Origin of the sequence: Nocardia brasiliensis ATCC 700358, from assembly GCF_000250675.2 — a bacterium.
GTDB classification, from domain to species: domain Bacteria; phylum Actinomycetota; class Actinomycetes; order Mycobacteriales; family Mycobacteriaceae; genus Nocardia; species Nocardia brasiliensis_B.
The window spans coordinates 3,770,934-3,795,213 of record NC_018681.1; the positions used below are offsets into that span (position 1 = coordinate 3,770,934).

Annotated in this window: 24 protein-coding genes; 16 read left to right on the forward strand and 8 right to left on the reverse strand. The window is 68.5% G+C overall.

Annotated elements, in window-relative coordinates; genetic code table 11:
- Positions 1-63: 63 nt before the first annotated feature.
- On the reverse strand, positions 64-1,122 hold the full coding sequence (locus tag O3I_RS17050) for a Gfo/Idh/MocA family protein (RefSeq protein ID WP_041562664.1): 1,059 nt from the start codon (positions 1,120-1,122) through the stop codon (positions 64-66).
- A gap of 74 nt (positions 1,123-1,196) precedes the next feature.
- Here O3I_RS17050 and O3I_RS17055 point away from each other — a divergent pair, with 74 nt between their 5' ends.
- From O3I_RS17055 to O3I_RS44830, 4 genes are all read left to right on the forward strand, one after another.
- Entirely contained in the window at positions 1,197-1,868 is a 672-nt protein-coding gene (locus tag O3I_RS17055; protein ID WP_014984191.1) for a hypothetical protein, read from the forward strand.
- 422 nt (positions 1,869-2,290) lie between these two features.
- Positions 2,291-3,847, forward strand: coding sequence for a mannitol dehydrogenase family protein (locus O3I_RS17060; RefSeq protein WP_167829146.1), 1,557 nt, complete (start codon positions 2,291-2,293; stop codon positions 3,845-3,847).
- On the forward strand, positions 3,844-4,536 hold the full coding sequence (locus tag O3I_RS17065; protein WP_014984193.1) for an HAD family hydrolase: 693 nt from the start codon (positions 3,844-3,846) through the stop codon (positions 4,534-4,536). Before O3I_RS17060 ends, O3I_RS17065 begins: the two co-directional genes overlap by 4 nt.
- A 133-nt stretch (positions 4,537-4,669) precedes the next feature.
- Positions 4,670-5,209: an LppP/LprE family lipoprotein gene (locus O3I_RS44830; RefSeq protein WP_167829147.1), complete on the forward strand. Its 540-nt coding sequence runs from the start codon at positions 4,670-4,672 to the stop codon at positions 5,207-5,209.
- A gap of 7 nt (positions 5,210-5,216) precedes the next feature.
- Here O3I_RS44830 and O3I_RS17075 read toward each other — a convergent pair whose 3' ends face one another.
- Positions 5,217-5,561 carry a winged helix-turn-helix transcriptional regulator gene (locus O3I_RS17075; protein WP_014984195.1) on the reverse strand — a complete coding sequence of 115 codons (345 nt, stop codon included), beginning with the start codon at positions 5,559-5,561 and terminating at the stop codon, positions 5,217-5,219.
- A gap of 69 nt (positions 5,562-5,630) precedes the next feature.
- Here O3I_RS17075 and O3I_RS17080 point away from each other — a divergent pair, with 69 nt between their 5' ends.
- Positions 5,631-6,203, forward strand: coding sequence for a carboxymuconolactone decarboxylase family protein (locus O3I_RS17080; protein WP_014984196.1), 573 nt, complete (start codon positions 5,631-5,633; stop codon positions 6,201-6,203).
- A gap of 3 nt (positions 6,204-6,206) precedes the next feature.
- Here O3I_RS17080 and O3I_RS17085 read toward each other — a convergent pair whose 3' ends face one another.
- A complete protein-coding gene (locus tag O3I_RS17085) occupies positions 6,207-6,878 on the reverse strand; it encodes a response regulator (protein WP_041562666.1) in 672 nt (223 codons plus the stop codon).
- On the reverse strand, positions 6,860-8,548 hold the full coding sequence (locus O3I_RS17090) for an ATP-binding protein (RefSeq protein ID WP_014984198.1): 1,689 nt from the start codon (positions 8,546-8,548) through the stop codon (positions 6,860-6,862). The genes O3I_RS17085 and O3I_RS17090 overlap by 19 nt, the downstream gene beginning before the upstream one ends.
- Before the next feature lie 146 nt (positions 8,549-8,694).
- On the opposite strand from O3I_RS17090, the gene O3I_RS17095 reads away from it, so the two are divergent.
- The 6 genes from O3I_RS17095 to O3I_RS17120 all read left to right on the forward strand — a co-directional run bounded on the left by O3I_RS17095 (position 8,695) and on the right by O3I_RS17120 (position 14,325).
- The gene (locus O3I_RS17095; protein ID WP_014984199.1) at positions 8,695-9,534 is read left to right on the forward strand and encodes an ABC transporter ATP-binding protein; all 840 of its coding nucleotides are present in this window, start codon (positions 8,695-8,697) and stop codon (positions 9,532-9,534) included.
- Complete coding sequence (locus O3I_RS17100) at positions 9,524-10,411, forward strand: ABC transporter permease (RefSeq protein WP_014984200.1); 888 nt, start codon at positions 9,524-9,526, stop codon at positions 10,409-10,411. The genes O3I_RS17095 and O3I_RS17100 overlap by 11 nt, the downstream gene beginning before the upstream one ends.
- 2 nt (positions 10,412-10,413) lie before the next feature.
- Positions 10,414-11,466 carry an ABC transporter substrate-binding protein gene (locus O3I_RS17105; protein WP_041562667.1) on the forward strand — a complete coding sequence of 351 codons (1,053 nt, stop codon included), beginning with the start codon at positions 10,414-10,416 and terminating at the stop codon, positions 11,464-11,466.
- A gap of 146 nt (positions 11,467-11,612) precedes the next feature.
- Positions 11,613-12,758: an aromatic ring-hydroxylating oxygenase subunit alpha gene (locus tag O3I_RS17110; RefSeq protein WP_014984202.1), complete on the forward strand. Its 1,146-nt coding sequence runs from the start codon at positions 11,613-11,615 to the stop codon at positions 12,756-12,758.
- 10 nt (positions 12,759-12,768) lie between these two features.
- Complete coding sequence (locus tag O3I_RS17115; RefSeq protein ID WP_014984203.1) at positions 12,769-13,386, forward strand: TetR/AcrR family transcriptional regulator; 618 nt, start codon at positions 12,769-12,771, stop codon at positions 13,384-13,386.
- 30 nt (positions 13,387-13,416) lie between these two features.
- Complete coding sequence (locus tag O3I_RS17120; protein WP_081594017.1) at positions 13,417-14,325, forward strand: alpha/beta fold hydrolase; 909 nt, start codon at positions 13,417-13,419, stop codon at positions 14,323-14,325.
- Between the two features lie 46 nt (positions 14,326-14,371).
- Here the strand turns inward: O3I_RS17120 and O3I_RS17125 are convergent, their stop codons facing one another.
- Entirely contained in the window at positions 14,372-15,142 is a 771-nt protein-coding gene (locus O3I_RS17125) for a siderophore-interacting protein (protein WP_014984205.1), read from the reverse strand.
- A gap of 405 nt (positions 15,143-15,547) precedes the next feature.
- Here O3I_RS17125 and O3I_RS17130 point away from each other — a divergent pair, with 405 nt between their 5' ends.
- The gene (locus O3I_RS17130) at positions 15,548-16,972 is read left to right on the forward strand and encodes an amino acid permease (protein ID WP_014984206.1); all 1,425 of its coding nucleotides are present in this window, start codon (positions 15,548-15,550) and stop codon (positions 16,970-16,972) included.
- 55 nt (positions 16,973-17,027) lie between these two features.
- Here the strand turns inward: O3I_RS17130 and O3I_RS17135 are convergent, their stop codons facing one another.
- The gene (locus O3I_RS17135) at positions 17,028-17,693 is read right to left on the reverse strand and encodes a TetR/AcrR family transcriptional regulator (RefSeq protein ID WP_202804943.1); all 666 of its coding nucleotides are present in this window, start codon (positions 17,691-17,693) and stop codon (positions 17,028-17,030) included.
- 47 nt (positions 17,694-17,740) lie between these two features.
- On the opposite strand from O3I_RS17135, the gene O3I_RS17140 reads away from it, so the two are divergent.
- Genes O3I_RS17140 through O3I_RS43840 form a run of 3 tightly spaced genes read left to right on the forward strand, consistent with a single transcriptional unit; the run spans position 17,741 to position 20,334 of the window.
- A complete protein-coding gene (locus O3I_RS17140; RefSeq protein ID WP_014984208.1) occupies positions 17,741-18,760 on the forward strand; it encodes an oxygenase MpaB family protein in 1,020 nt (339 codons plus the stop codon).
- A gap of 3 nt (positions 18,761-18,763) precedes the next feature.
- Positions 18,764-20,101 (forward strand): oxygenase MpaB family protein, encoded by a 1,338-nt coding sequence (locus O3I_RS17145; RefSeq protein ID WP_014984209.1) that lies wholly within the window; start codon positions 18,764-18,766, stop codon positions 20,099-20,101.
- Complete coding sequence (locus O3I_RS43840; RefSeq protein WP_081594018.1) at positions 20,098-20,334, forward strand: 2Fe-2S iron-sulfur cluster-binding protein; 237 nt, start codon at positions 20,098-20,100, stop codon at positions 20,332-20,334. Before O3I_RS17145 ends, O3I_RS43840 begins: the two co-directional genes overlap by 4 nt.
- On the opposite strand, the gene O3I_RS17150 is transcribed toward O3I_RS43840, so the two are convergent.
- Positions 20,317-20,913: a TetR/AcrR family transcriptional regulator C-terminal domain-containing protein gene (locus O3I_RS17150; RefSeq protein WP_014984210.1), complete on the reverse strand. Its 597-nt coding sequence runs from the start codon at positions 20,911-20,913 to the stop codon at positions 20,317-20,319. The genes O3I_RS43840 and O3I_RS17150 overlap by 18 nt on opposite strands.
- Positions 20,914-20,978: 65 nt before the next feature.
- On the opposite strand from O3I_RS17150, the gene O3I_RS17155 reads away from it, so the two are divergent.
- Positions 20,979-22,229 carry an FAD-dependent monooxygenase gene (locus O3I_RS17155; protein WP_014984211.1) on the forward strand — a complete coding sequence of 417 codons (1,251 nt, stop codon included), beginning with the start codon at positions 20,979-20,981 and terminating at the stop codon, positions 22,227-22,229.
- On the opposite strand, the gene O3I_RS17160 is transcribed toward O3I_RS17155, so the two are convergent.
- Positions 22,207-24,168: an ABC1 kinase family protein gene (locus tag O3I_RS17160; RefSeq protein WP_041563929.1), complete on the reverse strand. Its 1,962-nt coding sequence runs from the start codon at positions 24,166-24,168 to the stop codon at positions 22,207-22,209. The genes O3I_RS17155 and O3I_RS17160 overlap by 23 nt on opposite strands.
- Between the last annotated feature and the right edge of the window lie 112 nt (positions 24,169-24,280).

Genomic DNA, 24,280 nt, shown 5'->3' on the forward strand with positions numbered 1-24,280 from the left:
CCGAACGCGACCGGCACGGGTGTCGACGTTAACGATCGACTAGGCGTCAGGCCAACCGGATTCTCAGCCCGCGACGACCTCGCCCGTGTCGGCCGAGCGGCGGGCATGTTCCAGCACGCGCAGCACCGCGACCGCGTCACGCGGGTCGACGGGCAGATCGCCGCCGTCGAGCAGTGCCCGGGCGAGCGCGGTATAGAAGGCGGGATAGTCGCCCGCGTGGGTGGGCGTGGGTGCGGTATCGGGCTCGGCGCCGAGCAGACCCCATTGATCGGGTTCGACTGTGCCCCACCGGGTGCCGTCGTCTGGGCGGCGACCATCGCGGAGCGCGGCCTCTTGCGGATCGAGCCCGTAGGTGACGTACCCGGCGCGCGCGCCGAGTACCCGGAATCGCGGGCCCAGTTGCGGCGCAACGGCACTCATCCACAGGTGCGAGCGAACACCGCCGGCATGGGTCAGTGCGAGAAAGGCGTCGTCGTCGGTCTGGATGTCCGCACGGCGCCGATCCAGTTCGCAGTACACCGATTTCGCGGGCCCGAACAAGGTGAGCGCTTGATCGACGAGATGGCTGCCGAGGTCGAACAGCAGTCCCGCGCCGTCCGCGGGGCCGCCCATCTCGCGCCAGCCGCCCTTCGGGGTCGGCCGCCAGCGCTCGAACCGCGACTCGAACCGGCGCACCGCGCCGAGCGTGCCCGCCTCGACGAGCGCGCGCACGGTCAGGAAATCACCGTCCCAGCGCCGGTTCTGGAACACCGTGAGCGGCACCCCCGCCCGCGCCGCGTGCTCGACCAGTGCCTCGGCTTCGGCGGCCGAGACCGCGAAGGGTTTGTCGACCACCACCGGCAGTCCCGCGTCGACGGCCTGGGTCGCCAGGGACGCATGCGTTCGATTGGGCGTGGCGACGACCACCAGATCGAACTCGCCCGGGTCGGCGAACAGTTCGTCGGCGGTCGCGATCACCCGGACACCCGGATGTTCCCGCTCGGCCTGCGCGGCGCGCTCCGCGGACGAGGTGACCACCGCGGCGACGCGCATCCGTGGTTCGGCGGCGATCAACGGCGCGTGGAAGACCGACCCGGCCAGTCCGTAACCGATCACCGCGACCCGCAGCATGCTCTCGCTCATAGTCCGAACGCTAGTGGATCGGCCGCAGAACTCGGGTCATGCCCGGCGGCGCACAGCGGACTACGGTGCCTGCTATGCGGGCACGGCAGACGCAGTGGGGACCGATCTTCGGTCTGCTGCTGGTGGCGCCCTTCGTCGGGGAATTCCTGCTGGGCAACCTGACCGTCGCGGAGCTGCCGATCGGCGTGTTGCTCGCGCCGATGTACGGGTTCGGCGCGTTGCTGGTCCGCGAGGTGGGCAGGCGTACCGGCGGCTGGCCGACGATGGTGTTGCTCGCCGCGGCCTACGCGCTGTTCGAGGAGGGGCCGGTCGATCAGCTGCTGTGGAACGACTCGTACGCGGGGCAGGACCTGCTGCACGGGCCGACCTATCTGCCCTCGATCGGCATGAGCGTCGCACTGGTCCAGCAGGTGCTGTCGCTGCACACGATCTGGAGTATCTGTGTGCCGATCGCGCTGGTGGAGGCGCTCGCCGGGGCCCGGCGAAACGTCGTGTGGGTAGGGCGTTGCGGGCTCGGCGTCATCGGACTGCTCTTCGCACTGGGTGCGGTGCTCGTGTTCGCGCCGTCCTCGGCTGTCTGCTCGTGGTGTGGGCCACGGTGCGCGCGCGACGAGCGGTGCAGCCTGCGGGGTCGTCGGTGGTCTGACCGGCGGCACCTCGTGGTGTCAGTGGCAACGCCGAAGCAAACTTGTTTTCGCTCACCACCACGGTGTGGCAGGCATCTCGTGTGCCGTCCGGTCAGGTAGTCGCTTCCATCTGGAAGTAACTCTGTCGGATCGCCTTTCGCCGGCGTGGGGCGGTGTGCATTCGACCGTGGCGTTGTATTCTCCGCCAAAAAATCGGCAATTATTTGGCAAATCTGAGAGCATACTTAAAGGCTGTCGTATCCGGCAAATCGCCATTGCCGGTCGGTGACGTATTTCACTTGCTACCGTCGGCGAATCGGGTATGTCCGAATTCGTGCGCGGATTCGCCCGTGCTGAAGTGGCACTTTACGGAATTTTTGCAATATGGACGGTGACCTGCTGCGCCATGCCTTCAGTTAGCTGAATCACGGATTAGCTGTCGAAATACTGGCAACCCTGAACTAGCGTTTGAAATATCGCTGAGTCAATGGTGATTAGGCGTTATGCCGCTTGCCCCTCGTATAACCCAACGGAGGCCGCACATGCGTGTGCCGCTGATTACGGCGAAGAAAACTCGAACCGAAATGAACACCCGGGTACCCGGTCATGTGGTACCCCGGCTGTCGGCGGACCTGCTCAATCGGTTGCCCGATACGGTGGCCCGTCCCGGCTTCGCGCCGCGCAGCCTGACCACCGGCATCCTGCATCTGGGCTGCGGCTCGTTCCACCGGGCACACCAGGCGCTGGCAACCCAGCACGCGATGAACGAGACCGGCGACTCGCGCTGGGGCATCGCCGCCGTCGCGATCAACCGGCCGACGATCGTCGACGCCCTGCGCGCTCAGGACAACCTGTACACGACCCTGCTGCACGAGGACGGGCAGGCCAAGGTGGAGGTGGTCGGCGCGCTCACCGAGACCGTGCACGCGCCCTCCGACCTGATCGGCGTGCCCAACCGGATCGCCGACCCGCGGGTCAAGATCGTCACCCTGACCGTCACCGCCAGCGGCTACTGCGTATCGCCGGTCACCGGCCGGTTGGAGGCCGACTGTCCAGGTGTGCGCCACGACGTCCGGCACCCGACCCGGCCGATCACCCCGATCGGCATGCTCACCCAGGGCCTGGAACTGGTGCGTCGCCGCGGCAGCACGCCGCCGGTGGTGATCAGCTGCGACAACCTGTGCGCGAACGGCAGCACGCTGCGCCGCGCCGTGATCGACTTCGCGCTGCTGCGCGACGATCACCTGGCCGAGTGGATCGCCCGGCACGTCCAGTTCCCGAACAGCGTGGTGGATCGCATCGTGCAACCGACCGCGCCCACCGATGCCGCGATCGCGCGCAACTGGCTCGGCGGCATCGACGATCACGCCCCCGTGTCCGCCGAGCCGTTCATGACCTGGACGATCGAGGATTTCGAGGGCGAACGCCCGCAATGGGAACTCGGCGGCGCCCAATTCGTCGCCAACGTCAAGGATTACGAGCTGGCCAAGCTGCGCCTGCTCAACGGCACGCACATGCTGCTCGCCTACCTGGGCGGCGTCGCGGGCCACCGCACCATCGCCGAGGCGACGGCCGATCCCGCGCTCGCCGCGCTGGCCAGGCAGTTCATGCTGGACGAGCAGGGGCCGACACTGGCCCTGCCCGGTCCCGAGCTGCGCCGGACCGTGGACGACCTGATGCGCCGCTTCCGCAATCCGGCCATCGCCCAGGACATGACCCGGATCGGCCGCAACGGCTCGGACAAGATGATCCCGCGGGTCGTCGACGCCCTGCGGGACAACATCGCCGCGGGCCGGCCGACTCCCGGCGCGACCCTGCTGATCGCCGCCTGGATCCGGTGGTTCACCGCGAGTCACCACCCGGATGCCGTGATGGAGCTGATCGATCCCCGGGAGGACTCGCTCACCGAACTGGTCGACGCCGATCCGCATCGCTGTGCGCAGGCGTTCTTGCAGCGCACCGATATTTTCGGCACGCTGCCGGAAGCGCAGCGGGTGCAGCGTCAGGTCGGCGACGCCCTGGCCGACCTGACGCGCGACGGTGTAGACGCAGCGGTACGGCGCAGGCTCGCGCCGGAATGGGAAGGGAGCAACAGGTGAACGCCGAGAATCCGGTGCGCGCAGTCGTCTTCGATATGGACGGTCTGCTGATCGATTCGGAGAGCCTGGCGATGGAGTCGCTGGTGAGCGCGGGCGCGGAACTCGGCTACGAGATGCCGGTCGAGTTCTGCCGCAGCATGATCGGCGTGCCCGCCGATCGCTGCCGCACCCTCGCCGCGGCCGCCTACGGGCGGGGCTTTCCGCTGGAGGAGTACTTCGATCTGCACGAAGTGCACCTGCGTCAGCTGGTCGACAGCGGACGGCTGGCCACCAAGCCCGGCGCCCTCGCGCTGCTCGACGCGCTGGAGGCACAGGGTATTCCGAAGGCGATCGCCACCTCCTCGTCCCGGGACCGGGCCGACCATCACCTGCAACTCGCGGGCATCGCCGACCGCTTCGACGCGGTGGTGACCCGGCAGGACGTGACCAAGGGCAAGCCCGATCCCGAGCCCTACCTGAAGGCCATGGCCGCACTCGACGGCGACGTGGAAACCACACTGGCGCTGGAAGATTCGACCAATGGTATCCGCGCGGCCGTCGCGGCCGGCCTGCGTTGCATCCTGGTCCCGGACCTGGTGCAGCCGACGGAGGAGTCGCGGCGCATCGCGCACCGGCTCTACCCGGACCTGAATCGGGTCATCGAGTACATCGCGGCGGTGAACGCCGCGACCACCGCCAAGACCGCCTAGCGCGGGTTCGCGCCGCGTAACGGGCCGGCCGTCGGGGGCGGCCCGTCCGCGGTGATCGACATCGCCGGCCGGATGGGTGAGACTGTGCACTGCTCGTTCGAACCCGTCGGTGGACCCGAGAAGGATTTCCGTGGTGCGGATTGCTCGACCTGTGCTCGTCGCCTGTGCTGTGCTCCTGCTCGGCTGCGCCGGGTGTGCGGGGGATCGGCAGCCGGAGGCCGCCGGGCCGCACGAACATTCGGCCGTGCCCACCACCTCGACCACGCCGGTCCGCTGCGGCATCGACCTGTCGGCGCAGGTGATCCAGTCCGCGTTGGCCACGCTGCCGGTCGAGCCGGTCACGCAGGCGCCGTGGTCCGCGGACGCGCGCGGTTTCCAAGGGAACTTCGACCCGTGTGCCACCCTGTCGACGGTGATCGTCACGGTCGAGGGCGCCACCGGCAGTTCGCCCAATCACGCGCTGCTGTTCCACAAGGGCGCGTACCTCGGCACCGCGACGCCGCGCGCGTACGGTTTCACCTCGCTCGACGTCGATCGGACCACCGATGACACGGTCGGCCTGCTCTACCGCACACCCGGCAGCTGCAACGCGTGCGACGACGGCACCGTGACCCACGTCCAATTCCGCTGGGACGGCGGCAAAGTCACCATGATCGGCGCACCGCCGAAGTAGCAACCATCTAGTCCGCCCAACGCTGCACCCACACCTGCAACGGCGCGAGGGCGGCCAGCAGGTCCGTCCCGTCCGGACTCAGCTGATAACCGTCCGGCTCGGCGGTGACGACCCGGGCCTCGCGTAGTTCCCGCAACCGATCGTTGAGCACGCTGGCGGAGATGCCGCCGCAGCGGGCCTGCACTTCGCGAAACGTCACAGCTCGGCCGTCGCGTAGTTCCCACAGCACCCGCAGCGCCCAGCGCCGGCCGAGCAGATCCAGCAGCACCATGATCGGGCGCCCGGACCGCGAACCGCGTACCGGACGTCCGACCGCCGGACCCTTGTCTGCTTCGGAATCCGAAGCTACCATCGTCACCGTCCTTGCTCTGTTTTCCGAAGCAAGAATACTCCGTCCGTCTGGCATTCGTGAGGATCAGCCATGAGTACCATCGAATCCCGGCCGCGCATCGCGCCGCTGCAACCGCCCTACGCTCCTGATATCGCAGCGCAACTCACCAAGTGGATGCCGCCGGGGACGGCGATCGAGCCGCTCGCACTGTTCCGCACACTCGCGGTGCACGACGAACTCTTCAGCCGGATGCGCCCGCTCGGCGCGGGCATCCTCGGCCATGGCCGCGTGCCGCCGCGTGCCCGCGAGATCGTCATCCTGCGGACCTGCGCACGGGCGGGCGCCGAGTACGAATGGGGCGTGCATGCGGTGCTCCAGGCTCCGGAAGTCGGCCTCACCCCGGCGCAGATCGACGCGACGGCGGTGGGCGCGCCCACCGATCCGGCGTGGTCCGGCGACGACCGTGCATTGGTGCGCCTGGCCGACGAAATGCACGAGACCGCAAGCCTTTCCGATGACCTGTGGACCGAACTGCACGCGCGCTACCGAGACGACCAGGTGCTCGAACTCGTCACCATCGCCGGCTGGTATCGACTGTTGAGCGCGGTGATCAACGCTGCACAGGTTCCGCACGAATCCTGGGCACGCCGCTTTCCGAACTGAAACTCAGGTGCGGCTCGTCGCGGAGTATTCCTGTTCGGGGCGGCCGGTGCTGCCGTAGCGCAGGCTCATGCGCAGGGTGCCGGTGCCGACGAGGGTGGCCAGGTAGCGCTGGGCGGTGGCGCGGGAGATGCCGATCGCGGTGGCCACTTCGCCCGCGGACAGGGGAGCGCCTGCGGCCAGAATCGACTGGAGGACCAGGTCTTTGGTGGGGGAGGCGACGGTGGCCGAGGCGGCGGCCGCGGGGGCCGGGCGCAAGGCCTGCAAGGCCGCGTCGACCCGGGCGTTGTCCACTTGTGGCGCCGAGAGGATCCGCCGGTAACGCGCGTACGCGGCCAACCGGGCCGCGAGTTCGGTGTGCTGGAACGGCTTGACGAGGTAGGCGAGCGCGCCCGCGGCGAGCGCCGCGCGGACGGTGTCGCTGTCCGTGGACGCGGTCAGAACCATGGCGTCACAGCGTAATTCGCGGACGAAGTCGACGCCGGAGCCGTCCGGGAGGTACACGTCGACGAGTGCGAGATCGACCTGCCCCGCGTCCAGGATCACCCGGGCCGCGGCCAGCGTGTTCGCGGTGCCCGCGACGGCGAATCCGGCGATGGAGTCCACGATCGCGGCATGCAGGTTGGCGACGCGGAAGTCGTCGTCGACGACGAGAACGGTCAAATCTGTTGGGGCCATGACACCTTGCTGTCTACGAGCACGCCGGGAACGCGAGCGATGAATTCGGCGCCGGTCAGCGGTGGCGCGCCGCCGCGCGGACTGGCCAGATGTACGTCACCGCCGTGGGTGCGGGCGATCTGCCGGATCAGCGCGAGCCCGACCCCGCGTCCGCCGGGTACGTCGCGGCCGTCGCGGGTCGAGGCGCCCTCGGTGAACAGCACGTCGATCAGCTCCGGTGCGACACCGTCACCGCTGTCCGCCACGACGATGTGCAACGTCGAATCCTCCTGAACCAGTTCTACTTCCACCTGCCGCACGGTGTTGTCCGAGGCGTGCACGGCCTCGATCGCGTTGTCGAGCAGGTTGCCGAGCACGGTGGTGACATCGACCGGGTCGGCGAGGGTGCCGTCCACCCAGGTGTTGGGCCCGAGCACCAGGTCGACGCCGCCTTCGCGGGCGTGTGCGGCCTTCGCGGCGAGGAAGGCCTGCAGGTAGGCGTCGTGGATGGCGTCGATGCCGGGCGCGGCGGCGCCGAGCGGCCCGGCGCCGATCATCTCGTCCAGCGAGCGCGACGCCTCCTCGGTGTGCCCGCTGTGCAGCAGGCCGCTGATCAGGTGCATCTTGTTGGAGAACTCGTGGCGTTGGGCGCGCAGCACGGTGCTCATGGACTGGACGGCGTCGAGTTGCCGGGTCAGCGCTTCGACGTCGGTGCGGTCGCGCACGGTGAGCACCGCACCGAGGTCGCGGCCGTCGCGCTGCACCGGCCGGGCCGCGACCACCACGATGTGCGAGCCGACCGTGGCCGACGCGGGTTGTTCGTCGAGCCCGCGGAACACCTCGAGCACCCGTGGCGTCAACCCGATCTCGTCCACCGGGCGGCCGGCCTGCGCGCCGATGCCGAGCAGCCGGCGCGCCTCGTCGTTGACGAACGTGGTCCGCCACCGCGCGTCGACGGCGAGCACGCCCCGGCCGATGCCGTGCAGCACCGCGGCCTGCCCGCGCACGAGTTCGGCGAGTTCGGCGGGTTCGAGCCCGAGCGTCAGCCCGCGCCAGCGCCGGGCCAGCAGCATGGATCCGGCGATCCCCACCAGCAGTGCGGCGCCGACGAGCAGTCCCGCGGTGCGCAGGTCGTCGAGCAGTTGATCGCGTACCGCGTCGGTGGCGATGCCGACGCTCACCGCGCCCACGATCTGCTCCGAATCAGGTTGGAGCACGGGAACTTTCGCGCGCACCGAAGCGCCGAGCGTGCCGCGTTCCTCGGCGATCACCTCGCGCCCGGCCAGTGCGCCGGACGGATCGGTGCTGACGTGCTCGGTGAGCCGGGTGGCGTCGGGATGGGCGAGCCGGATGCCGGCGTCGTCGGTGATCACCACGAACAGCGCGCCGGTGCGCTGGGTGGTGTCGACCGCGATGTGCTCCAGCGGCCCGTCGGCGAGTTCGCGGCGCAGCGCCGGATCGGCGTCGATGGCGCCCGGTGCGTACCGGGCCACCTCGCGGCGCACCGCGGGATCGGCGGCGACCGTGCGTGCGATCGCGAGGGCGCGCTGGCCGTAACCGTCGCGCAGCCGCTGATCGCTGAGATAGCCGAAAACCGCGAAGGCGACGCCGAGGGTAAGGGTGACCACCATGATCTGCAGCAGCAGAACCTGCGTCCTCAATCGCACGGCCGGCGCGCCCTCAGTGGCCATTGCCGCAGCATAGACCACCCGCCCGGGGTGAGCAGAATGCGCAGAACCTCCGAATCGGCACTTTGCACGGCTTGTGCGCACAAGCTCCGGCCTGTGACCGGGGCCACGTACGTTCGCTCTATCTCGACTCGCAGGAGCTAGCAATCATGACCAACCCACTCATCGAGCTGCGGAGCGCGACCAAGCGTTTCCCCGGCACCGGTGGCGGCATCCACACCGCCGTCAAGGACCTCGACCTCGAGGTCGGGCCCGGCGAATTCGTCGCCGTGGTCGGCCCGACCGGCTGCGGCAAGTCCACCACCCTGTCCCTGGTGTCCGGTCTGGAACCGGCCTCGGCGGGCCGGACCCTGGTGCGCGGCAAGGACGTCCGGGGCATCCCCGACGGCATCGGCTACATGTTCCAGCAGGACGCGGTGCTGCCGTGGAAGAGCGTGCTGGACAACGTCGCCCTGGGCCCGCGGCTGCGTGGCAAGTCGAAAGCCGAAGCGCGGGAGCAGGCTTCGGGCTGGGTACGCAAGGTGGGTCTGGCCGGATTCGAAACCTACTATCCGCATCAGCTCTCGGGCGGTATGCGCAAGCGGGTCGCGCTGGCGCAGACGCTGGTCAACGATCCGGAAATCCTGCTGATGGACGAGCCGTTCAGCGCGCTCGACGTGCAGACCCGCCAGCTCATGCAGGACGAACTGCTGCGCGTGTGGGCGGGCACCGGGGCAGCGGTCATCTTCGTCACCCACGACCTGGAAGAGGCCATCGTGCTCGCCGACCGGGTGATCGTGATGACGGCGAGTCCGGCGACGGTGTGCGGCAACTTCACCGTCGCGCTGGAGCGCCCGCGCAACGTCGAAGAGGTGCGGCTCACCACCGAATTCCGCGATATCTACAAAGAAATCTGGGAAACGCTGCGCGATCAGGTCGAGGCGGCGCGGGGCGCCGGAGGGCCCGCGGCCCGCGGAGCGGTCGAGGAAGGGGCGACCCGTGTCGCATGACATTCTCGAAAAGAGTTCTGCCGCAGCGCCGGTCCCGGAGAACGAGTCCGAGGCGCAGATCCTCGCACGGGTGCGCACCAACGCCCGGCGCGCGGGCATCCGCACCTGGGGACTGCGCGCGGCGCTGGTGGCCCTGTGGCTGGGGTCCTGGGAGCTGACCGCCTCGCTCTGGATCGACCCGTTCTTCTACTCGAAGCCGTCGCTGATCTGGGGTCGGCTGGTCGAATGGTTCACCGACGGAACCCAATTCGGCTCGATCTGGTTGCAGATCTACACCACCGTGCAGGAGGCGGTGCTCGGCTTCGTGATCGGCACCGTGGCCGGTGTCGTGCTCGGCGTGCTGCTCGGACGCAGCCGCTACTGGGCCGATGTGCTCGCGCCGTTCATCAAGGGGCTCAACGCAGTTCCGCGTATCGTGCTCGCCTCGCTGTTCATCATCTGGTTCGGCCTCGGCTTGAGCTCGAAGGTCGCGACGGTGGTCGTGCTGGTGTTCTTCGCGGTGTTCTTCAACGCGTTCACCGGCGCCCGGGAGGTGGACGGCAACGTGATCAACAACGCGCGCATCCTCGGCGCGGGCAAGCGGCAGGTGCTCACCGCGATCGTGCTGCCCAGCGCGACCACCTGGATCCTGTCCAGTTTGCACACCGCCTTCGGCTTCGCGCTCATCGGTGCGGTGGTCGGTGAATACGCCGGGGCCAGTAAAGGTTTGGGCCTGCTGATCAGCAACGCGCAGGGCACCTTCGATTCGGCGGGCATCTACGCGGGCATGATCATCATCACCGTCATCGCGCTGCTCGCCGAATGGGCGATCGGCTACGCGGAGAGCCGCCTGCTGAAATGGCGTCCGTCGCAGGCGAACACGAGTCACGGGATCTGAGCATGAGATATCGCAAGCATGTGACGATCGTCGTGCTGGCCGTGGCGGCGCTGCTGCTGGCCACGGGCTGCCGGGATTCGCGCCATATTCCGATGGTGAACGGGCGCCCGGAGATCACCATCATGGTCGGCGGGCTGGAGAAGGTGATCTACCTGCCCGCGATGCTCACCAAGCAACTCGGCTACTTCGAGAGCAACGACATCGATGTGAAGCTGCTCGGCGAACAGTCCGGCGCGAACGCCGAGACCGCGCTGCTCACCGGCGATGTCCAGGCGGTGGTCGGCTTCTACGACCACACCATCGATCTGCAGGCCAAGGATCAGTGCATCAGTTCGGTGGTGCAGTTCTCGGACGTGCCGGGCGAAGTGGAGCTGGTGTCCACGGCGGACGCGGACGAGATCAAGTCGACGGCCGACCTGCGCGGCAAGAATTTGGGCGTCACCTCGCTCGGCTCGTCGACCGATTTCCTCACCCAGGCGCTCACCGGGCAGCAGGGGATGTCCACCGCGGACTACACCAGGGTGAAAGTCGGTGCGGGACAGACGTTCATCGCCGGGATGAACCACAACGGCATCGACGCGGGCATGACCACCGACCCGACAGTCGCGCAGATGGTCAATTCCGGGGAGGCGCGGATTCTGGTCGACATGCGCACCGAGGCGGGCACCCGGGCCGCCCTGGGCGGCTTGTATCCGGCCACCTCGCTGTACATGAGCTGCGCGACCATCGACGCGCACCCGGAGATCGTGCGCAAGCTCGCGGCGGCGTTCGTGCAGACCCTGCAGTGGATCAAGGCGCACACCCCGGAGGAGATCGCCGCGCAGATGCCCTCGCAGTACGCGAGCGCGGGCAAGGACCTCTACGTCCAGTCCATCCGCGACTCGATCGGCATGTTCAACGGCGACGGTGTGATGAAACCCGAAGGCGCCCAGAATGTTCTGAACATCCTGGGCCAGTATTCGAAGAACGTGCGCCCGGTCCGGGATCGCATCGATCTGTCGAAGACCTACACCACCCGGTTCGTGGAGGAGGCGTTGCGCGCGCCGAAGCAGTAGCGCGCTCGATGTACGGCGGGCCATCCCGGGACTTCCGGGGTGGCCCGCCGTCGTGCCGGCACCGGAAATAATGCCTTGACGAGTGGTTATCGCTTGATAGCCTGGACGAAGTTATCGAACGATAACCTCACGTTCGGGAGGCCCCCATGACCGCGATCACCACCTCGGGCATCCGCGAGATCCTCGCGGAACTGCACCGCTACCTCGAGCCGGAACCCCCGGCGCTCACCCTGCCGCCCAGCGCCTACTCCTCGCCCGAGCTGTGGGAACTGGAGCGCGAGTTGATCTTCCGGCGCAGCTGGATCCTGGCCGCGCACGTCGATCAGCTCGCGCGCCCCGGCGACTATGTGGCGCTGTCGATCGCGGGGGAGCCGGTGGTCGTCAGCCGGGCGCAGGACGGCGAACTGCGCGCGATGTCCTCGATCTGCCGGCACCGGCTGATGCCGCTCGTCGAACCCGGTGCCGGCCATACCGATTCGTTCACCTGCCGCTACCACCTGTGGAAGTACGGTCTCGACGGCAAGCTGCGCGGCGCGCCGTACATGGGCGGCAACCAGGACTTCGCGCCCAAGCTGTGCCGGCTGCCGCAATTCGCGTTGGCCGAGTGGAACGGCCTGGTCTGGATCAACCTCGACGCGGCCGCCGAACCGATCGGCGAGCATCTCGATCGGGCCGCGGCCCAGTTCGACGGATACCGCCTCGGCGAGATGGTGCAGGTGGACTCGTGGTCGCTGGAATGGCAGGTGAACTGGAAACTGGTGATGGAGAACGGGCACGAGAACTATCACGTCATCGGTCTGCACCGGGAGACGCTCGAACCGTTCATGCCGGGCGGCAGCGATATCCACGTCGAGCACTATTCGCCGTGGGTACTGCACGCCAGAATCCCGCTCGCCCTGCCGGTGGAGCCGGAAGCGGTGCGGCTGAACGAGATCCAGCGCAACAACGGCATGCTGCTGCTGGGTTTCCCGGTGAGCGCGTTCATCGCGATCGGCGACCAGGTGGTCTGGTTCAGTTTCACCCCGACCGCGATCGACCGGGTCCAGGTGATCGGTGGCGTGCTCACCCTGCCGGAACTGGCCACCGATTCCGAAGCGCTGCGCCGCACTCAGCAGGCGGTCACCATGATGATCAACGACGAGGACCGTGACGGTCTGGAAGCCGTGCAGCGCGGCGTCGCCGCGCAGTTCACCGCGCGCGGTCACCTCAGCCCCAAGGAACAGCCCGGCATCCTGGCCTTCTATCGGAATCTGGCCACCGCCTTGCTCGGGGACGAACCGTACGGCCGTTAGCCTGGATCGCATGACGGCGGAAACGACCCGATCGAGCCCGGCGGCCGAACGTATCCTGCGGACCGCCGCCGAGCTCATCGCCGTGCGTGGATTCGCGGCCACCTCGACGCGCGACATCGCCGCCGCCGTCGGGGTGCGCCAACCCGCCATCTACAAACATTTCGCCGCGAAAGACGACATCCTCGCCGCGCTGGTCCACCTCGGTCTGGAGCGCCCGCTGGCGCTGGCAGACGAACTCGACGCGCTCGACGCGCCCGCGGTGGTGAAGCTGCATCGGTGGCTGGCAGAAGCGCTGGACCATCTGCAAGCGTCGCCGTATGTACTCGCGTCCATCCTCACCACCCAGGAGCTGACCCGGGAACGCTTCACCGCGGAGCTGGGGCTGGTCACCCGGTTGGATCGCCTCGTCATTGACCTGGTGACGGCTGGTCAGCGGGAAGGTGACGTGCGGGCGATGGATCCGGTTTCCGGGGCGCGCCTCGTCCAGGCCCTCTTCGATGCCCTCGCACTGCCGGAGATCGCGGTGAGCCCGGCGGAGATCGTCGAATTCGCCCTGACCGGATTGCTCGCCGACCCTGCGCGGCTGCCCGAGATCCGGCGGGCGGCGCAGGCGTTACCCCTTTCCTGAACGCGATCATCGGCTACCGTCGTTCGGGTGATGGCGAGCCTTTCGGGGGGTGCTGAGCACGGTGGTGGGGACGTGGTCGAGGGTCCGGCCGGGCTGCCGCCACGCCGGACGATCGTGCTACCCGACGGGTCGACGATCGCGGTCCGATTCGTGCCCGGTCCCGATCCGGTTCTGCTGCTGCATGGTTGGGCGCTGACGGCGGACGTCAATTTCTGTCACCTGATGCCGTCGGTGGCGGCCGAGCACGGCCTCGTCGCACTGGACCTGCGCGGGCACGGCCGCGGCCTGCCGCTGGTCGCCGACGAACGATTCGATATCGCTCAGTGCGCCGACGACGCCGCCTCGGTGCTGGACGCGCTGGGCATCGCTCAGGTGGTGGTGTGCGGGTATTCGCTGGGCGGCCCGGTCGGCCTGGAATTCGCTCGGCGCCACCGGGATCGGGTGCGCGGGCTGGTGTTCGAGGCGACCGCGATGGCATTCGACAGCCGCACCGACCGGATCGGCCGGGTGCTCTTCCGCGGGCTGCGCCCGCTCGCGCAGGTCAGCGCGGGGATCGGCCGGACGCTGCCGCTGGCCTACTTCCGCAGGGCGCGAGCGCGCGTGCCGGAGGTGGCCCGACTATGGCCGTGGCTGAGTGCCGAACTGGGACAATGTCATCCGCGGGTGATCGTCGATGTGATCTTGGCCGAGTACGCCTTCGACTTCCGGCCGCACGCGGCCGAACTCGCGGGGCTGCCCACGGCGGTGGTGGTCACCGCCCGCGACGGGGCGGTGCCACCCACCGACCAACGAGAACTGGCCGCACTGCTCGGCGCCGAGGTGATCGAGCTGGACGCCGCCCATGACGTCTTCCTGGCCGAGCCGGAAAAGTATGTGGCGGCGACTCTTACGGCGATCGAACGGGTGCTGAAGGACTCCGGGACTTCGACGCCGTCATGACCGATCGGCACGCGGCCTCGGGCCGTCGGCTCCGGTAGAACTCTGCTCAGCCCTGGGAAGCAGCGGGCTCGGCCGCGTCTTTGGCCTTCAGCTCGGCCTTCCATTCCCGGAAGCCCTCTTCGGTGCGACCGCGCCGCCAGTAGCCCGAGATCGAGGCGGCCCATTCGGCGGGCACATTGTGCTCGCGGCGCACGTAGCGCCGCAGGTCGTGCATGACGGTCTGGGCTTCGCCGTGGATGAAGACCTGGACCTGCCCGTCTTTCCACGGTGCGCTGCGCACGCTTTCGGCGAGCACCTCGCCCGGTCCGCGGCCGCCGCGGTGCAACCAGGTGAACTCGATGCCGTCGGGCTTGCGCACCGGCAGTTCGTCGTCCGGTCCGGCCACCTCGACGAACGCGTAACCGACCGCGTCCGCGTCCATCGCCTCCAGTGCCGCGGCGATGGCGGGCAGCGCCGCCTCGTCACCGGCCAGCAGATGCCAGTCCGCATCGGACCGGGGTGCGTACGCGCCGCCGGGACCGTACAGGTCGATGGTGTCGCCGGGCTTGGTCTCGGCCGCCCACGGTCCCGCGATGCCCTCGGCGCCGTGATACACGAAATCCGCGGCGAGTTCGCCCGCTTCCTGATCGATCGAGCGAACCGTGTAGGTGCGTAGCACCTCGATGCCGTCGCGTTCGAAGATGAATTTGACGTACGAATCGGTGAATTCGTTGTCCTTGAACGCGGCGAAGCCCGGTCCGCCGAGGTGGACTCGGATCAGATGCGGGCTGAGCCACTCGGTGCGCTGCACGGTGAGGGTGGTGCGAGGTCGAGCCATAGGTAATCCTCCCACGATTAGAATTAGGGTTACCTTACTGACACTACTCCCCGTTGATCGTGAACGGCGCGGCGCGGCGTTCGGTTCCGCGCGAGCCCGCCCGTTGGACGCGGCGCGGAGCCTGAACGCCGTCGTCGGCTGCGAATCTCGTTGACGAATCATGGTTCTTGCTGAAGCAATCCGCTCAGCGGACCGGACCGATTTACCGACTCGACCTGTTGGGGGCCGTTCACCTGCGAAGTCGGGTTCGCCGGGTGCCGCTCGGTGCCCGGCGGACGGCTGCTACCGGTAGCGCGACGTGTCGGCCGATGCGAGAACATGCGATGATCCCATGTCATGTGTCCGGGGTCACCGACCGACGACCCCGGCCGTCGCGTCGTTGCCGCAAGAGAGAAGGACCGCACTATGACAGCCGCCGACCGTGAAGTATCGGACGCCGGACCCCTCGACCAGACCGGCGCCGGCGAATCGGAGGGCTATGCGCGCGGCCTGAGCCCGCGCACGATTCAGATGATCGCCATCGGCGGCGCGATCGGCACCGGCCTGTTCTACGGGGCCGGCGGCGCGATCGAGCAGGCGGGCCCCGCGCTGATCCTGGCCTACCTGGCGGCGGGTGTGGCGATCTTCGTCATCATGCGCGCGCTGGGGGAGTTGCTCACCTACCGGCCGGTGTCCGGCAGCTTCGCCGAGTACGCGCACGAATTCCTTGGCCGCTTCGCGGGTTTCGTGACCGGCTGGTCCTACTGGGCGGTGTGGGTGGCCACCTGCATGGCCGAGATCACGGTCGCGGGCAAGTACGTGCAGTACTGGTTCGATATCGAGCCGTGGATCACCGCGCTGGTGGTGCTCGCCGTGATGTTCGCGGCGAACTTGATCTCGGTGCGGCTGTTCGGTGAGGGCGAATTCTGGTTCTCCGCCATCAAGGTCACCGCGATCATCGGCATGATCCTGCTCGGCATCGGCGTGCTGACCATCGGCTTCGGTCACGCCGCGAACCCGACCGTGACCAACCTCTGGGCCGACGGCGGGGTGTTCCCGAACGGGTTCGGGCAGTCGCTGCTGGTGCTGCAGATCGTGCTGTTCGCCTACGTCGGTGTCGAGCTGGTCGGCGTGACGGCCGGCGAGGCCCGCGACCCCCGCAAAACGCTGCGCAAGGCGATCAACACGCTGCCGTTCCGTATCGGCCTGTTCTACGTCGGCGCGCTGCTGGTGATCATGTCGGTGGCGAGCTGGCGCACCTTCCACGAGGGCAAGAGCCCGTTCGTCGAGGTTTTCCAGCAGATCGGCATCCCGGGTGCGGCGGGCATCATCAATTTCGTGCTGCTGACCGCGGCGCTGTCGTCGTGCAATTCGGGCATCTACTCGACCGGCCGCATGCTGCGCACGCTGTCGATGCACGGCGAAGCCCCGTCGGCGTTGGCGAAGCTGAGTTCGCGGCAGGTGCCCTACGTCGGCATCAGCGTGTCGGCGGCGGCGATGGTGATCGGCGTGATCGTCAACGTCATCTCGCCGGACAAGGCGTTCGCCTACATCACCTCGGTGAGCACCATCGGCATCATCTTCGTGTGGGGCATCATCCTGGTCTGCCATCTGCTCTACCGTGCCAAGGTCGCGCGCGGCGAGCTGCCCGCCAGCGACTATCGTCTGCCCGGCGCGCCGTACACCACTGTGGCGGCGCTGGCCTTCCTGGCGCTGGTGGTCGTGCTGCTGTTCTGGACCGAAAGCGGACGGACCGCGCTCGTGGTCGGCCTGGTGTGGGCGGTGCTGGTCTCGGCCGGTTATGTGGGCCTGACGCGGTTCGGCGCGCGCGCGAAGGCCGCCGAGCACTAGGGCGTCGAAACGGGCACGCGGCCGCGGGGCGGGCGCGTGCCCGTTGTCGTCTGGGCTACTCGCGTTCTGCTCGTGACCGGCGCGGCGTCGGTCTCTTCGCAGGTAGGCCGCTCGGCGCGGGATAGAAGAAGTTCAGGATCAACCGGGTGATGTCGGCCAGGAACCGCTCGCGGGAGATGGGCGGCTGGTCCAGCACGTAGCGGATCGTCAGATGTTCGACGGTGCGCACGAGCAGCCACGAGGCGGCGTCGAAGTCGACGTCGTCGGGCAGCGTGGCACTGTGCATGGCGAGCGCGGCTCTCGCGATGCCGCCGATCTGCTGCTCGAACGCGAACACCGTGTTCGCGCCGCTGAGCCGCGGGGTCTGCTCGATCACCGCGCGCAGCAGCGCGGGATGCCGGCCGAGTGCCTCGAGCAGCACGGAAATCGCTGCGGGAACGGCGATTTCGGGCGGCTCCGCGAGGTTCGCCAGCACGCTGCCGTGCACCACGGACGCGACCTCGGTGTTGAAACGGTCGATCACGGCGGTGACGATCGCGTCCTTGTCCGGGAAGTACTGGTACAGCGAGCCGGGACTGACACCGGCCGCCTCGGCGATCCGATTGGTGGACGCGCCGTCGTAGCCGTGCCGGATCAGCACGTCCTGGCCCGCGTCGACGAGGCGCGCGACCATGGCGCGAGACCGCTGCTGCTGCGGTGTTTTCCGGGTCTTCGGCGGCATCAGAAGACGAATTGAACGCGAGTATTTATTCGTGTCAGCATCGATTCATGGTGGCACACAGAGACGTGGTGCACGAGGGTCGCCGTGTACCTGTTCCGCTCGGCCCGGACTCGTTGACCTGGAAGATCTTCGGCTCGCTGTACTTCGCACCGAGCGGGTTGTTCCTCGGCATGGTGCAGAACATGCATCCAGGTCTCGGTGCAGGGGTCGAGTATCACTCGCAGATCCAGGACGAGTTCTATCAGCGCGTATTGCGGTCGGCGTACCCGATCGTCGGCGTGGTCTTCGACGGCCCGCGCGCCGAGCAGACCGCGCGCGAGATCGTCGACTATCACCGCACGATCAAAGGACGCGACGACCGGGGGCGGCGTTATCACGCCCTCGACCCGGGCACGTTCTACTGGGCGCACGCGGTGTTCTTCGTGCAGACCCTGCGGGCCGGTGAGCTCTTCATGGGCGGGCTGACGCCGGGACAACGCGAGCAGCTCTGGCGCGAGCAATACCAGTGGTACGAGATGTACGGGATGAGCATGCGGGTCGTGCCGAAGAGCTGGCCGGAGTTCCAGGAGTACTGGAAGCACATGTGCGAGCACGTCTTGGAGCCGACCAAGGCCGCATGGGAGGTGTACCGCCTGGCCGAGCAGGCCCCGGTGCCGCCGTTCCCGATCCTGGAGCTGTTGCCGGAACCCTTGTGGAACAGGCTGTTTCGCCCGGCGGGCGCCAGGTTCTACCAGTTCGTCACGATCGGACTGTGCGATCCGGCGATCCGGCGCACGATGGGCTTCGACTGGACCGCGCGGGATCAGTTCTGGTTCGACCGGTGGTGCGCGTTGTTCACCGCGCTGAATCGGGTGACGCCGGACGAGATCCGCTATTTCTTCCCGCGGATCCGGGCCGGGCGACGTCGGGCCCGCGGCCTGCGTCCGGCCACGCTGGCGCCACCGGAAGCCCCCGAATTGCTGTGGCCCGCACCGGAACATCGCGCCGATCCCAAACACTACTGCCCCGTGCACGCCGATCACGGCACCACGCCGGTGACGAGATTCCGCCAACTGACAGGATTCTGACCGATGCTCGACGTGCACACCGACCATCCCTACGACTACTACTACCGCCCTGGGATGCCGCTGCGACCTGCTCCGCCGCGCGCCGTGCCCTCCGAATTGTGGTACGAGCCAAGGAAATCGATTCTGTCGCCGTGGCTGGAGGTGCGGCCGATCCCGGTCGAGACGCCGCGCACCCGTCTGATGGCCGACCATCTGTGGCAGGGGGACGAACCGATGGACCGGCTGGTCGCCGCCTTCGCCCGGATCGGCGCCGCCGCGGGCCGGCGCCTGCTCGACCAGGCGCTCGACCACGGCATCGAGACGGTGGACGACCCACCGCCGGAACTGGTTTCGCTGTTCGCGAGCCTGGACACCCCGCCGGACTGGTACGACCCGCAGCTGTGGGAGTACGGCCGCCGCCTGTGGATCAATGTCTCGACCTCCGGCAAACTCGCGATGGGCGTGCAGGACTTCATGGGCACGTTCGTCGGCGCCGAGGTGGCCTCGGCGACCGGTGCCACCGGGCGGTTCGTCAACGACCCGTACCGGCGAAACCTGGAGACCGCCACCTGGTTTCGCAACGTCACCGTGCGCGGCGGCATGCAACGCTGGTCACCGGTGTTCAAGGACACCGTGCGGGTGCGGCTGATGCACGCCCAGGTGCGCGCGGGCCTGCGCCGGGCCTGGGGCGCGGACCATTTCGCAGCGCACGGCAACCCGATCTCGAACAGCACCATGATGGGCGCCGCCGTGACGTTCGGACTGTCCCCGATGTGTTTCGACCACGCGCACGGACGGCCGTGCACTGAGCGGCAACTGAACGCGGTGATGCACTACTGGGCCTACATCGCCTACGTCTTCGGTGTAGCCGATGAACTCATCCCGCGCTCGGCCGTCGAAGGCATGGAGATGTCGGACTACATGGTCGCGACGGCGGGCACGGCGCCGGAGTGGACCGCGACCATGGCGGGCGCGGCGACCCACCGGCTCGCGGGCACCACCCTGGCCGATCGGCTGAAGGTACAGGCGACGGCGCCGCTCGTCGGCTTGCTGGCCTACTTCAGCAGCCCAGGATTGGTACGAGAACTGCTGCGCGACACACCATTACACAGCGTGCCGATCCAGCCGTGGGCCGCGCTGACCGGCGTCGCGGCCGGGCTCGACGTCCGGCTGCGCGCACTCGACGACAAGCTGCCGGGCGCCCGGCGGCGCCGGACGCGCCGCGCCGCCGCCGACGACCCGGTCTGGCGGCGCAACACCAAGGTGGCGAAGCTGCTCGCGGCTCGGGTCGGCATCTACGGCACGCCCTACGACCAGCACGACGAATCCGCCGTGGGCCTCAACCGCTGTCCCGTCCGATGATCCGCCCGCCCGCGCTGGTGGTGCGGTTGCGACGCTCCGGCCGAACCCTCACCGTCCCAGTCGAACTCACCGTGCTGGAGGCGCTGGAGCGTGCGGGCATCCCGATCCCGTCCCTGTGCCGGGCGGGTATCTGTGGTACCTGCGAGACCGTGGCTCTTGCCGCACCGCCGCGCGTCATCCGGCCCTGTGTGACCACGGCGGGACAGGACGCCCAACTAACTCTGGATCTCTGAGTTCGTCTGTGCCCCAGCTTGTTCGACGCGCTGCGCCAACCCGTCCACGATCAGTGTCAGCCCCGCCTCGAACGCCGATTCGTGATCGATGCGCGGGATATCCGGTACCGGTGCCGCGGAGCCGTCGTCCGCCTGTTCTTCGAGCACCGCGCCTACCGTGAACCGGCTCGCGGTCAACATCGCCAGCTGCGCGTCCCGTTCGGGCACGCCGGCCGCGACGAGGAACGCCATCTTGTGCTCGAGCCGGCCGAGATCTCCCGCGCCCGGATGGGTGCCGGCGTGCAGCCTCGCGCCGTCGCGGCGCAGCAGCAGGGTGCGCCGGAAGCTGCGGGTGTTCTCGCGGAACCAGTCCTGCCAGTCGTCGGTGGGCGTCGGCAGCGCGGCCGTCGCGTGCGGTGCCATCGCGGCCTCGGCCATGGCGGCGAGCAGGTCTTCCTTCTTGCGGAAGTGCCAGTAGAGCGAGGGCTGCTCGACGCCGAGCCGCTTCGCGAGTTGCCGCGTGCTGACCGTGTCCAGTCCGACCTCGTCCAGTAGCGCGAGCGCCTCGGCGATCACCGTTTCCCGGTTCAGCTTTGCCATATTGACAATCTATCAGCGATAGGTAGCCTCGAAGCAGAACCTATCACTGATAGATTGGAGTGGTCATGACGGCCGTTCGTTCCTTGAAGGTCCTCATCTGTGGTGGCGGCATCGCGGGGCAAGCCCTGGCCTACTGGCTCGCCCGCGGCGGTCACCAGGTGGTCGTCGCGGAACGCTTCCCGGCGCTGCGTGCCACCGGTGCCCAAGTCGACCTGCGCGGTCAGGGCATCGACGCCGTCGAACGCATGGGCCTGCTCGATGCGGTGCGGAGCAAACTCGTGCACGAAGCCGGCGTCTCGTTCGTGGACGCGCGGGGCCGCGCGCGCGGGACGATCATGGCCAACACTTCCGGCCAGGGCAGGCAGACCCTGACCTCCGAGTACGAGATCATGCGCGGTGACCTGGTGCGCATCCTGCACGAGGCGGCCGCGGACGATGTGCGGTACCTCTTCGGACGCACCGTGGAACGGTTCGAACAGGACGACGCGCGGGTGCTCGCCCACTTCTCCGACGGCAGCTCCGGCGAATTCGACCTCCTGGTCGGCGCGGACGGTCAGGGCTCCCGGATCCGCCGCGCGATCCAGCCCACCGGCGCGCCCGACCCCTACTGGCCGGTGGGCATCCACATGGCCTACTGGTTCATTCCGCGCATCGCCGCGGACGGCGATATCCGCGACACCTATCTCGCACCGCACGGCCGAATGATCATGCGTCGCAGTCACAATCCGGCCGAGACGCAGGTCTACCTCATGCTGCGCGAGACCTCCGCCGAGGCGTCGGCGGTGCATCGCGAACCGGTCGAGCGCCAAAAGCAGTTCTGGACCGAACGATTTCTCGACGCGGGCTGGCAGACCGAGCGTTTCCTCGACGGCATGCGCACCACCGAAAGCTTCTACTCGCAAGAGGCATTGCAGGTGCGCACGGACACCTGGTCCGGCGGGCGCGTCGTGCTGCTCGGCGACGCCGCCCACTGCGCCTCGCCCTACAGCGGCATGGGTGTGTCCGGTGCACTGGTCGGCGCGTACGTGCTGGCGGGCGAGATCAACCGGCATACCGGGGATCTGCCGACGGCACTGGCGAACTACGACACCACATTGCGGCCGTTCGTGGACGAGATCCAGGCTGCGGTGAAGCCGCGGCTGCTCCGGTTGGGCATGCCGTCGACACAACTCGGCATCGACGCGTTTCATGCCTTGACGGCGGCCGCCTGCGCGCTGCGTATTCCCGAACTCGTCGCGCGGCGCGCGACAACGGACCGGGGTGGTGACTGGTCGCTTCCGGTGTACCCGGAACTCAGTTCCGCAGCAGCGTCCTGATCCCCAGCGCCGCGCCGATCAAGCCCAGCGCCGCGGCGAGCACCGCGGAAACCGCTACGCCGCCGATCAATTCGGCGTCGCTCCCGGCGACCAGGAGCACCGCCGCGGCGATTACACACGCCGCGGCGAACAGTGCGGTGATCAGTCGCTGGGCGAGTTCGGAGAGGAACGCGCGATCGGCCGGATGCTCGAAAACGCGCACGCCGACGCTGAATCGCCCCGCCGCCAGGTCCGCGCTGATCTTGTCGATCCGTCCCGGAAGTCGTTGCAGCACCGGGAGAACCGCCAAAGCCTGGCCTTTGGCGCGAACGGCGAGGCGGTCGGGCGAGAGCAGGGGCGCGAGGATGTCGTCGCCGGTGCGCCGCGCCGCCACCAGTAGATCGAAGCCGGGATCGAGCAGCAGCAGTGTGCCTTCCACCGACGCGAGGGTGCGGAAGACCCCGGCCACCTGGCCGGGGATGGCGAACCCGGCCGCGGCGATCAGTCCGATCATCTCGGTGAACAGCGCTTTGCTGCCGCTGGCACCGAACCCGCCCCGGAACCGGACGATGACCTGCCCCATCCGGCGCTCGAAGGCGCGCCGGTCGAACGCCGCGGGCTCGCCGAGCAGCCGCAGCATGGCATCGGTCGCACCGACCGAATCGTCCCCGTCGATGGCGACGAGGAATGCGGCGATGGCCAGCCGCTCCGTTTCGTCGAGCCGGCCGACCGCGCCGAAATCGAGCAGGCCGAGCCGCCCTTGCGCATCGACGAGCACGTTGCCCGGGTGCAGATCGGCGTGGAACACCCCGGTGACCAAGATCTGCCGCAGCGTTTCCGACAGCAGCGTGGCAGCGGCGCTCGCGCGGGTGGGGGAGTCCAAGCGGTCGAGCACCGTGCGGGCCGAGCCGACCGGCACGCCGTCGAGCCGCTGCATCACGAGCAGGCTCGACGAGGAGAGCTCGGGATAGGCCGCAGGAATCGTGATCGCCGAATCCTGCGCCGCCCCAGCGAGATTGCGCATGTTGTCGAGCTCGACGGTGTAGTCCAGTTCTTCGGTCAGCGAGGCGGCGAAGCCCGCGACGAGATCGGTCACACCCATCTCCCGGGCCCAGGACGCGTCGCGCTCCAGCTTGCGCGCGAACCGTCCCATGATCTGCAGGTCGCGGGCGACCTGGACGCGGGCCCCCGGCCGCTGCACCTTGACGACCACGCGGCTGCCGTCGGTGAGTACCGCGGCGTGCGCCTGCCCGACCGACGCGGCGGCCAGCGGTTCCTGTTCGATCGAGGCGAAGACCTCGGCGGCCGGACGCCCGAGTTGGGCCGCGATGATCAACTCCACCTGATCCCATGGCAGCGGCGTCGCGTCGGTTTGCAACGTCGCCAGTTGGTCGGCGATCGTGGCGGGGACGACATCCCTTCGGGTGGACAGCATTTGGCCGAGTTTGACGAAGGTGACACCGGCATCGTTCAGCGCGTCACGCAGGTTGGCCGCCGCCGCGCTGGTCCGGTCCGGGTGTGCCCGCGAGCCGCGCAGCAGGAACCCGCCCAGCCCGTGCCGGATCAGCACACCGAGCAACTGCCAGTACCGGATCGCCTCCTGCCGCGACCGCCGCCAGCGCCGCACCAGCGCGATCGGACCCGGCACCGACCCGCTGGGCACGATGATCTCGGCGACGTAGAGCACCGCGAGCAGCAGCACGAAGATCCACGCCCACAGCAGCACGATCACGGTGAGCGCGCCCCACGGCGCGGCGATCGCACCGGCGTCGTCGACCAGTCCGAGCCGATGCGCCAACGCGGTCGCCGCCGTCGACCCCGCCACCGGAAACACCGCGGACAGCAGCACGGTCCGCGGCCAGCCCACCGGCGTCCCGATCACCCGCCGGGCGACGGTCGCGATCAGCCACACCAGCAGCGCCCACCCGACGAGCACGAAAACCGCTGATACCACCGTCATCACGACCACCCGCGATTCGCCATGCGCCGAGCATGCCGGAGCCCCCGTCCGCTGACCATCGGGGATCACCCTGATGCCTCAGGGTGGAGCGGGGATTCCGCGCAGCCCCGGA

Coding starts and splice junctions, on each gene's coding strand:
- O3I_RS17085 (WP_041562666.1), bottom strand. CDS start 6,878: ATGGCCCCAACAGATTTGACCGTTCTCGTCGTCGACGACGACTTCCGC.
- O3I_RS17120 (WP_081594017.1), top strand. CDS start 13,417: ATGGCGAGCCTTTCGGGGGGTGCTGAGCACGGTGGTGGGGACGTGGTC.
- O3I_RS17125 (WP_014984205.1), bottom strand. CDS start 15,142: ATGGCTCGACCTCGCACCACCCTCACCGTGCAGCGCACCGAGTGGCTC.
- O3I_RS17135 (WP_202804943.1), bottom strand. CDS start 17,693: ATGCCGCCGAAGACCCGGAAAACACCGCAGCAGCAGCGGTCTCGCGCC.
- O3I_RS17145 (WP_014984209.1), top strand. CDS start 18,764: ATGCTCGACGTGCACACCGACCATCCCTACGACTACTACTACCGCCCT.
- O3I_RS17055 (WP_014984191.1), top strand. CDS start 1,197: ATGCGGGCACGGCAGACGCAGTGGGGACCGATCTTCGGTCTGCTGCTG.
- O3I_RS17115 (WP_014984203.1), top strand. CDS start 12,769: ATGACGGCGGAAACGACCCGATCGAGCCCGGCGGCCGAACGTATCCTG.
- O3I_RS43840 (WP_081594018.1), top strand. CDS start 20,098: ATGATCCGCCCGCCCGCGCTGGTGGTGCGGTTGCGACGCTCCGGCCGA.
- O3I_RS17080 (WP_014984196.1), top strand. CDS start 5,631: ATGAGTACCATCGAATCCCGGCCGCGCATCGCGCCGCTGCAACCGCCC.
- O3I_RS17075 (WP_014984195.1), bottom strand. CDS start 5,561: ATGGTAGCTTCGGATTCCGAAGCAGACAAGGGTCCGGCGGTCGGACGT.
- O3I_RS17150 (WP_014984210.1), bottom strand. CDS start 20,913: ATGGCAAAGCTGAACCGGGAAACGGTGATCGCCGAGGCGCTCGCGCTA.
- O3I_RS17140 (WP_014984208.1), top strand. CDS start 17,741: ATGGTGGCACACAGAGACGTGGTGCACGAGGGTCGCCGTGTACCTGTT.
- O3I_RS17095 (WP_014984199.1), top strand. CDS start 8,695: ATGACCAACCCACTCATCGAGCTGCGGAGCGCGACCAAGCGTTTCCCC.
- O3I_RS17130 (WP_014984206.1), top strand. CDS start 15,548: ATGACAGCCGCCGACCGTGAAGTATCGGACGCCGGACCCCTCGACCAG.
- O3I_RS17060 (WP_167829146.1), top strand. CDS start 2,291: ATGCGTGTGCCGCTGATTACGGCGAAGAAAACTCGAACCGAAATGAAC.
- O3I_RS17160 (WP_041563929.1), bottom strand. CDS start 24,168: ATGACGGTGGTATCAGCGGTTTTCGTGCTCGTCGGGTGGGCGCTGCTG.
- O3I_RS17155 (WP_014984211.1), top strand. CDS start 20,979: ATGACGGCCGTTCGTTCCTTGAAGGTCCTCATCTGTGGTGGCGGCATC.
- O3I_RS17090 (WP_014984198.1), bottom strand. CDS start 8,548: ATGGCCACTGAGGGCGCGCCGGCCGTGCGATTGAGGACGCAGGTTCTG.
- O3I_RS17050 (WP_041562664.1), bottom strand. CDS start 1,122: ATGAGCGAGAGCATGCTGCGGGTCGCGGTGATCGGTTACGGACTGGCC.
- O3I_RS17105 (WP_041562667.1), top strand. CDS start 10,414: ATGAGATATCGCAAGCATGTGACGATCGTCGTGCTGGCCGTGGCGGCG.
- O3I_RS17110 (WP_014984202.1), top strand. CDS start 11,613: ATGACCGCGATCACCACCTCGGGCATCCGCGAGATCCTCGCGGAACTG.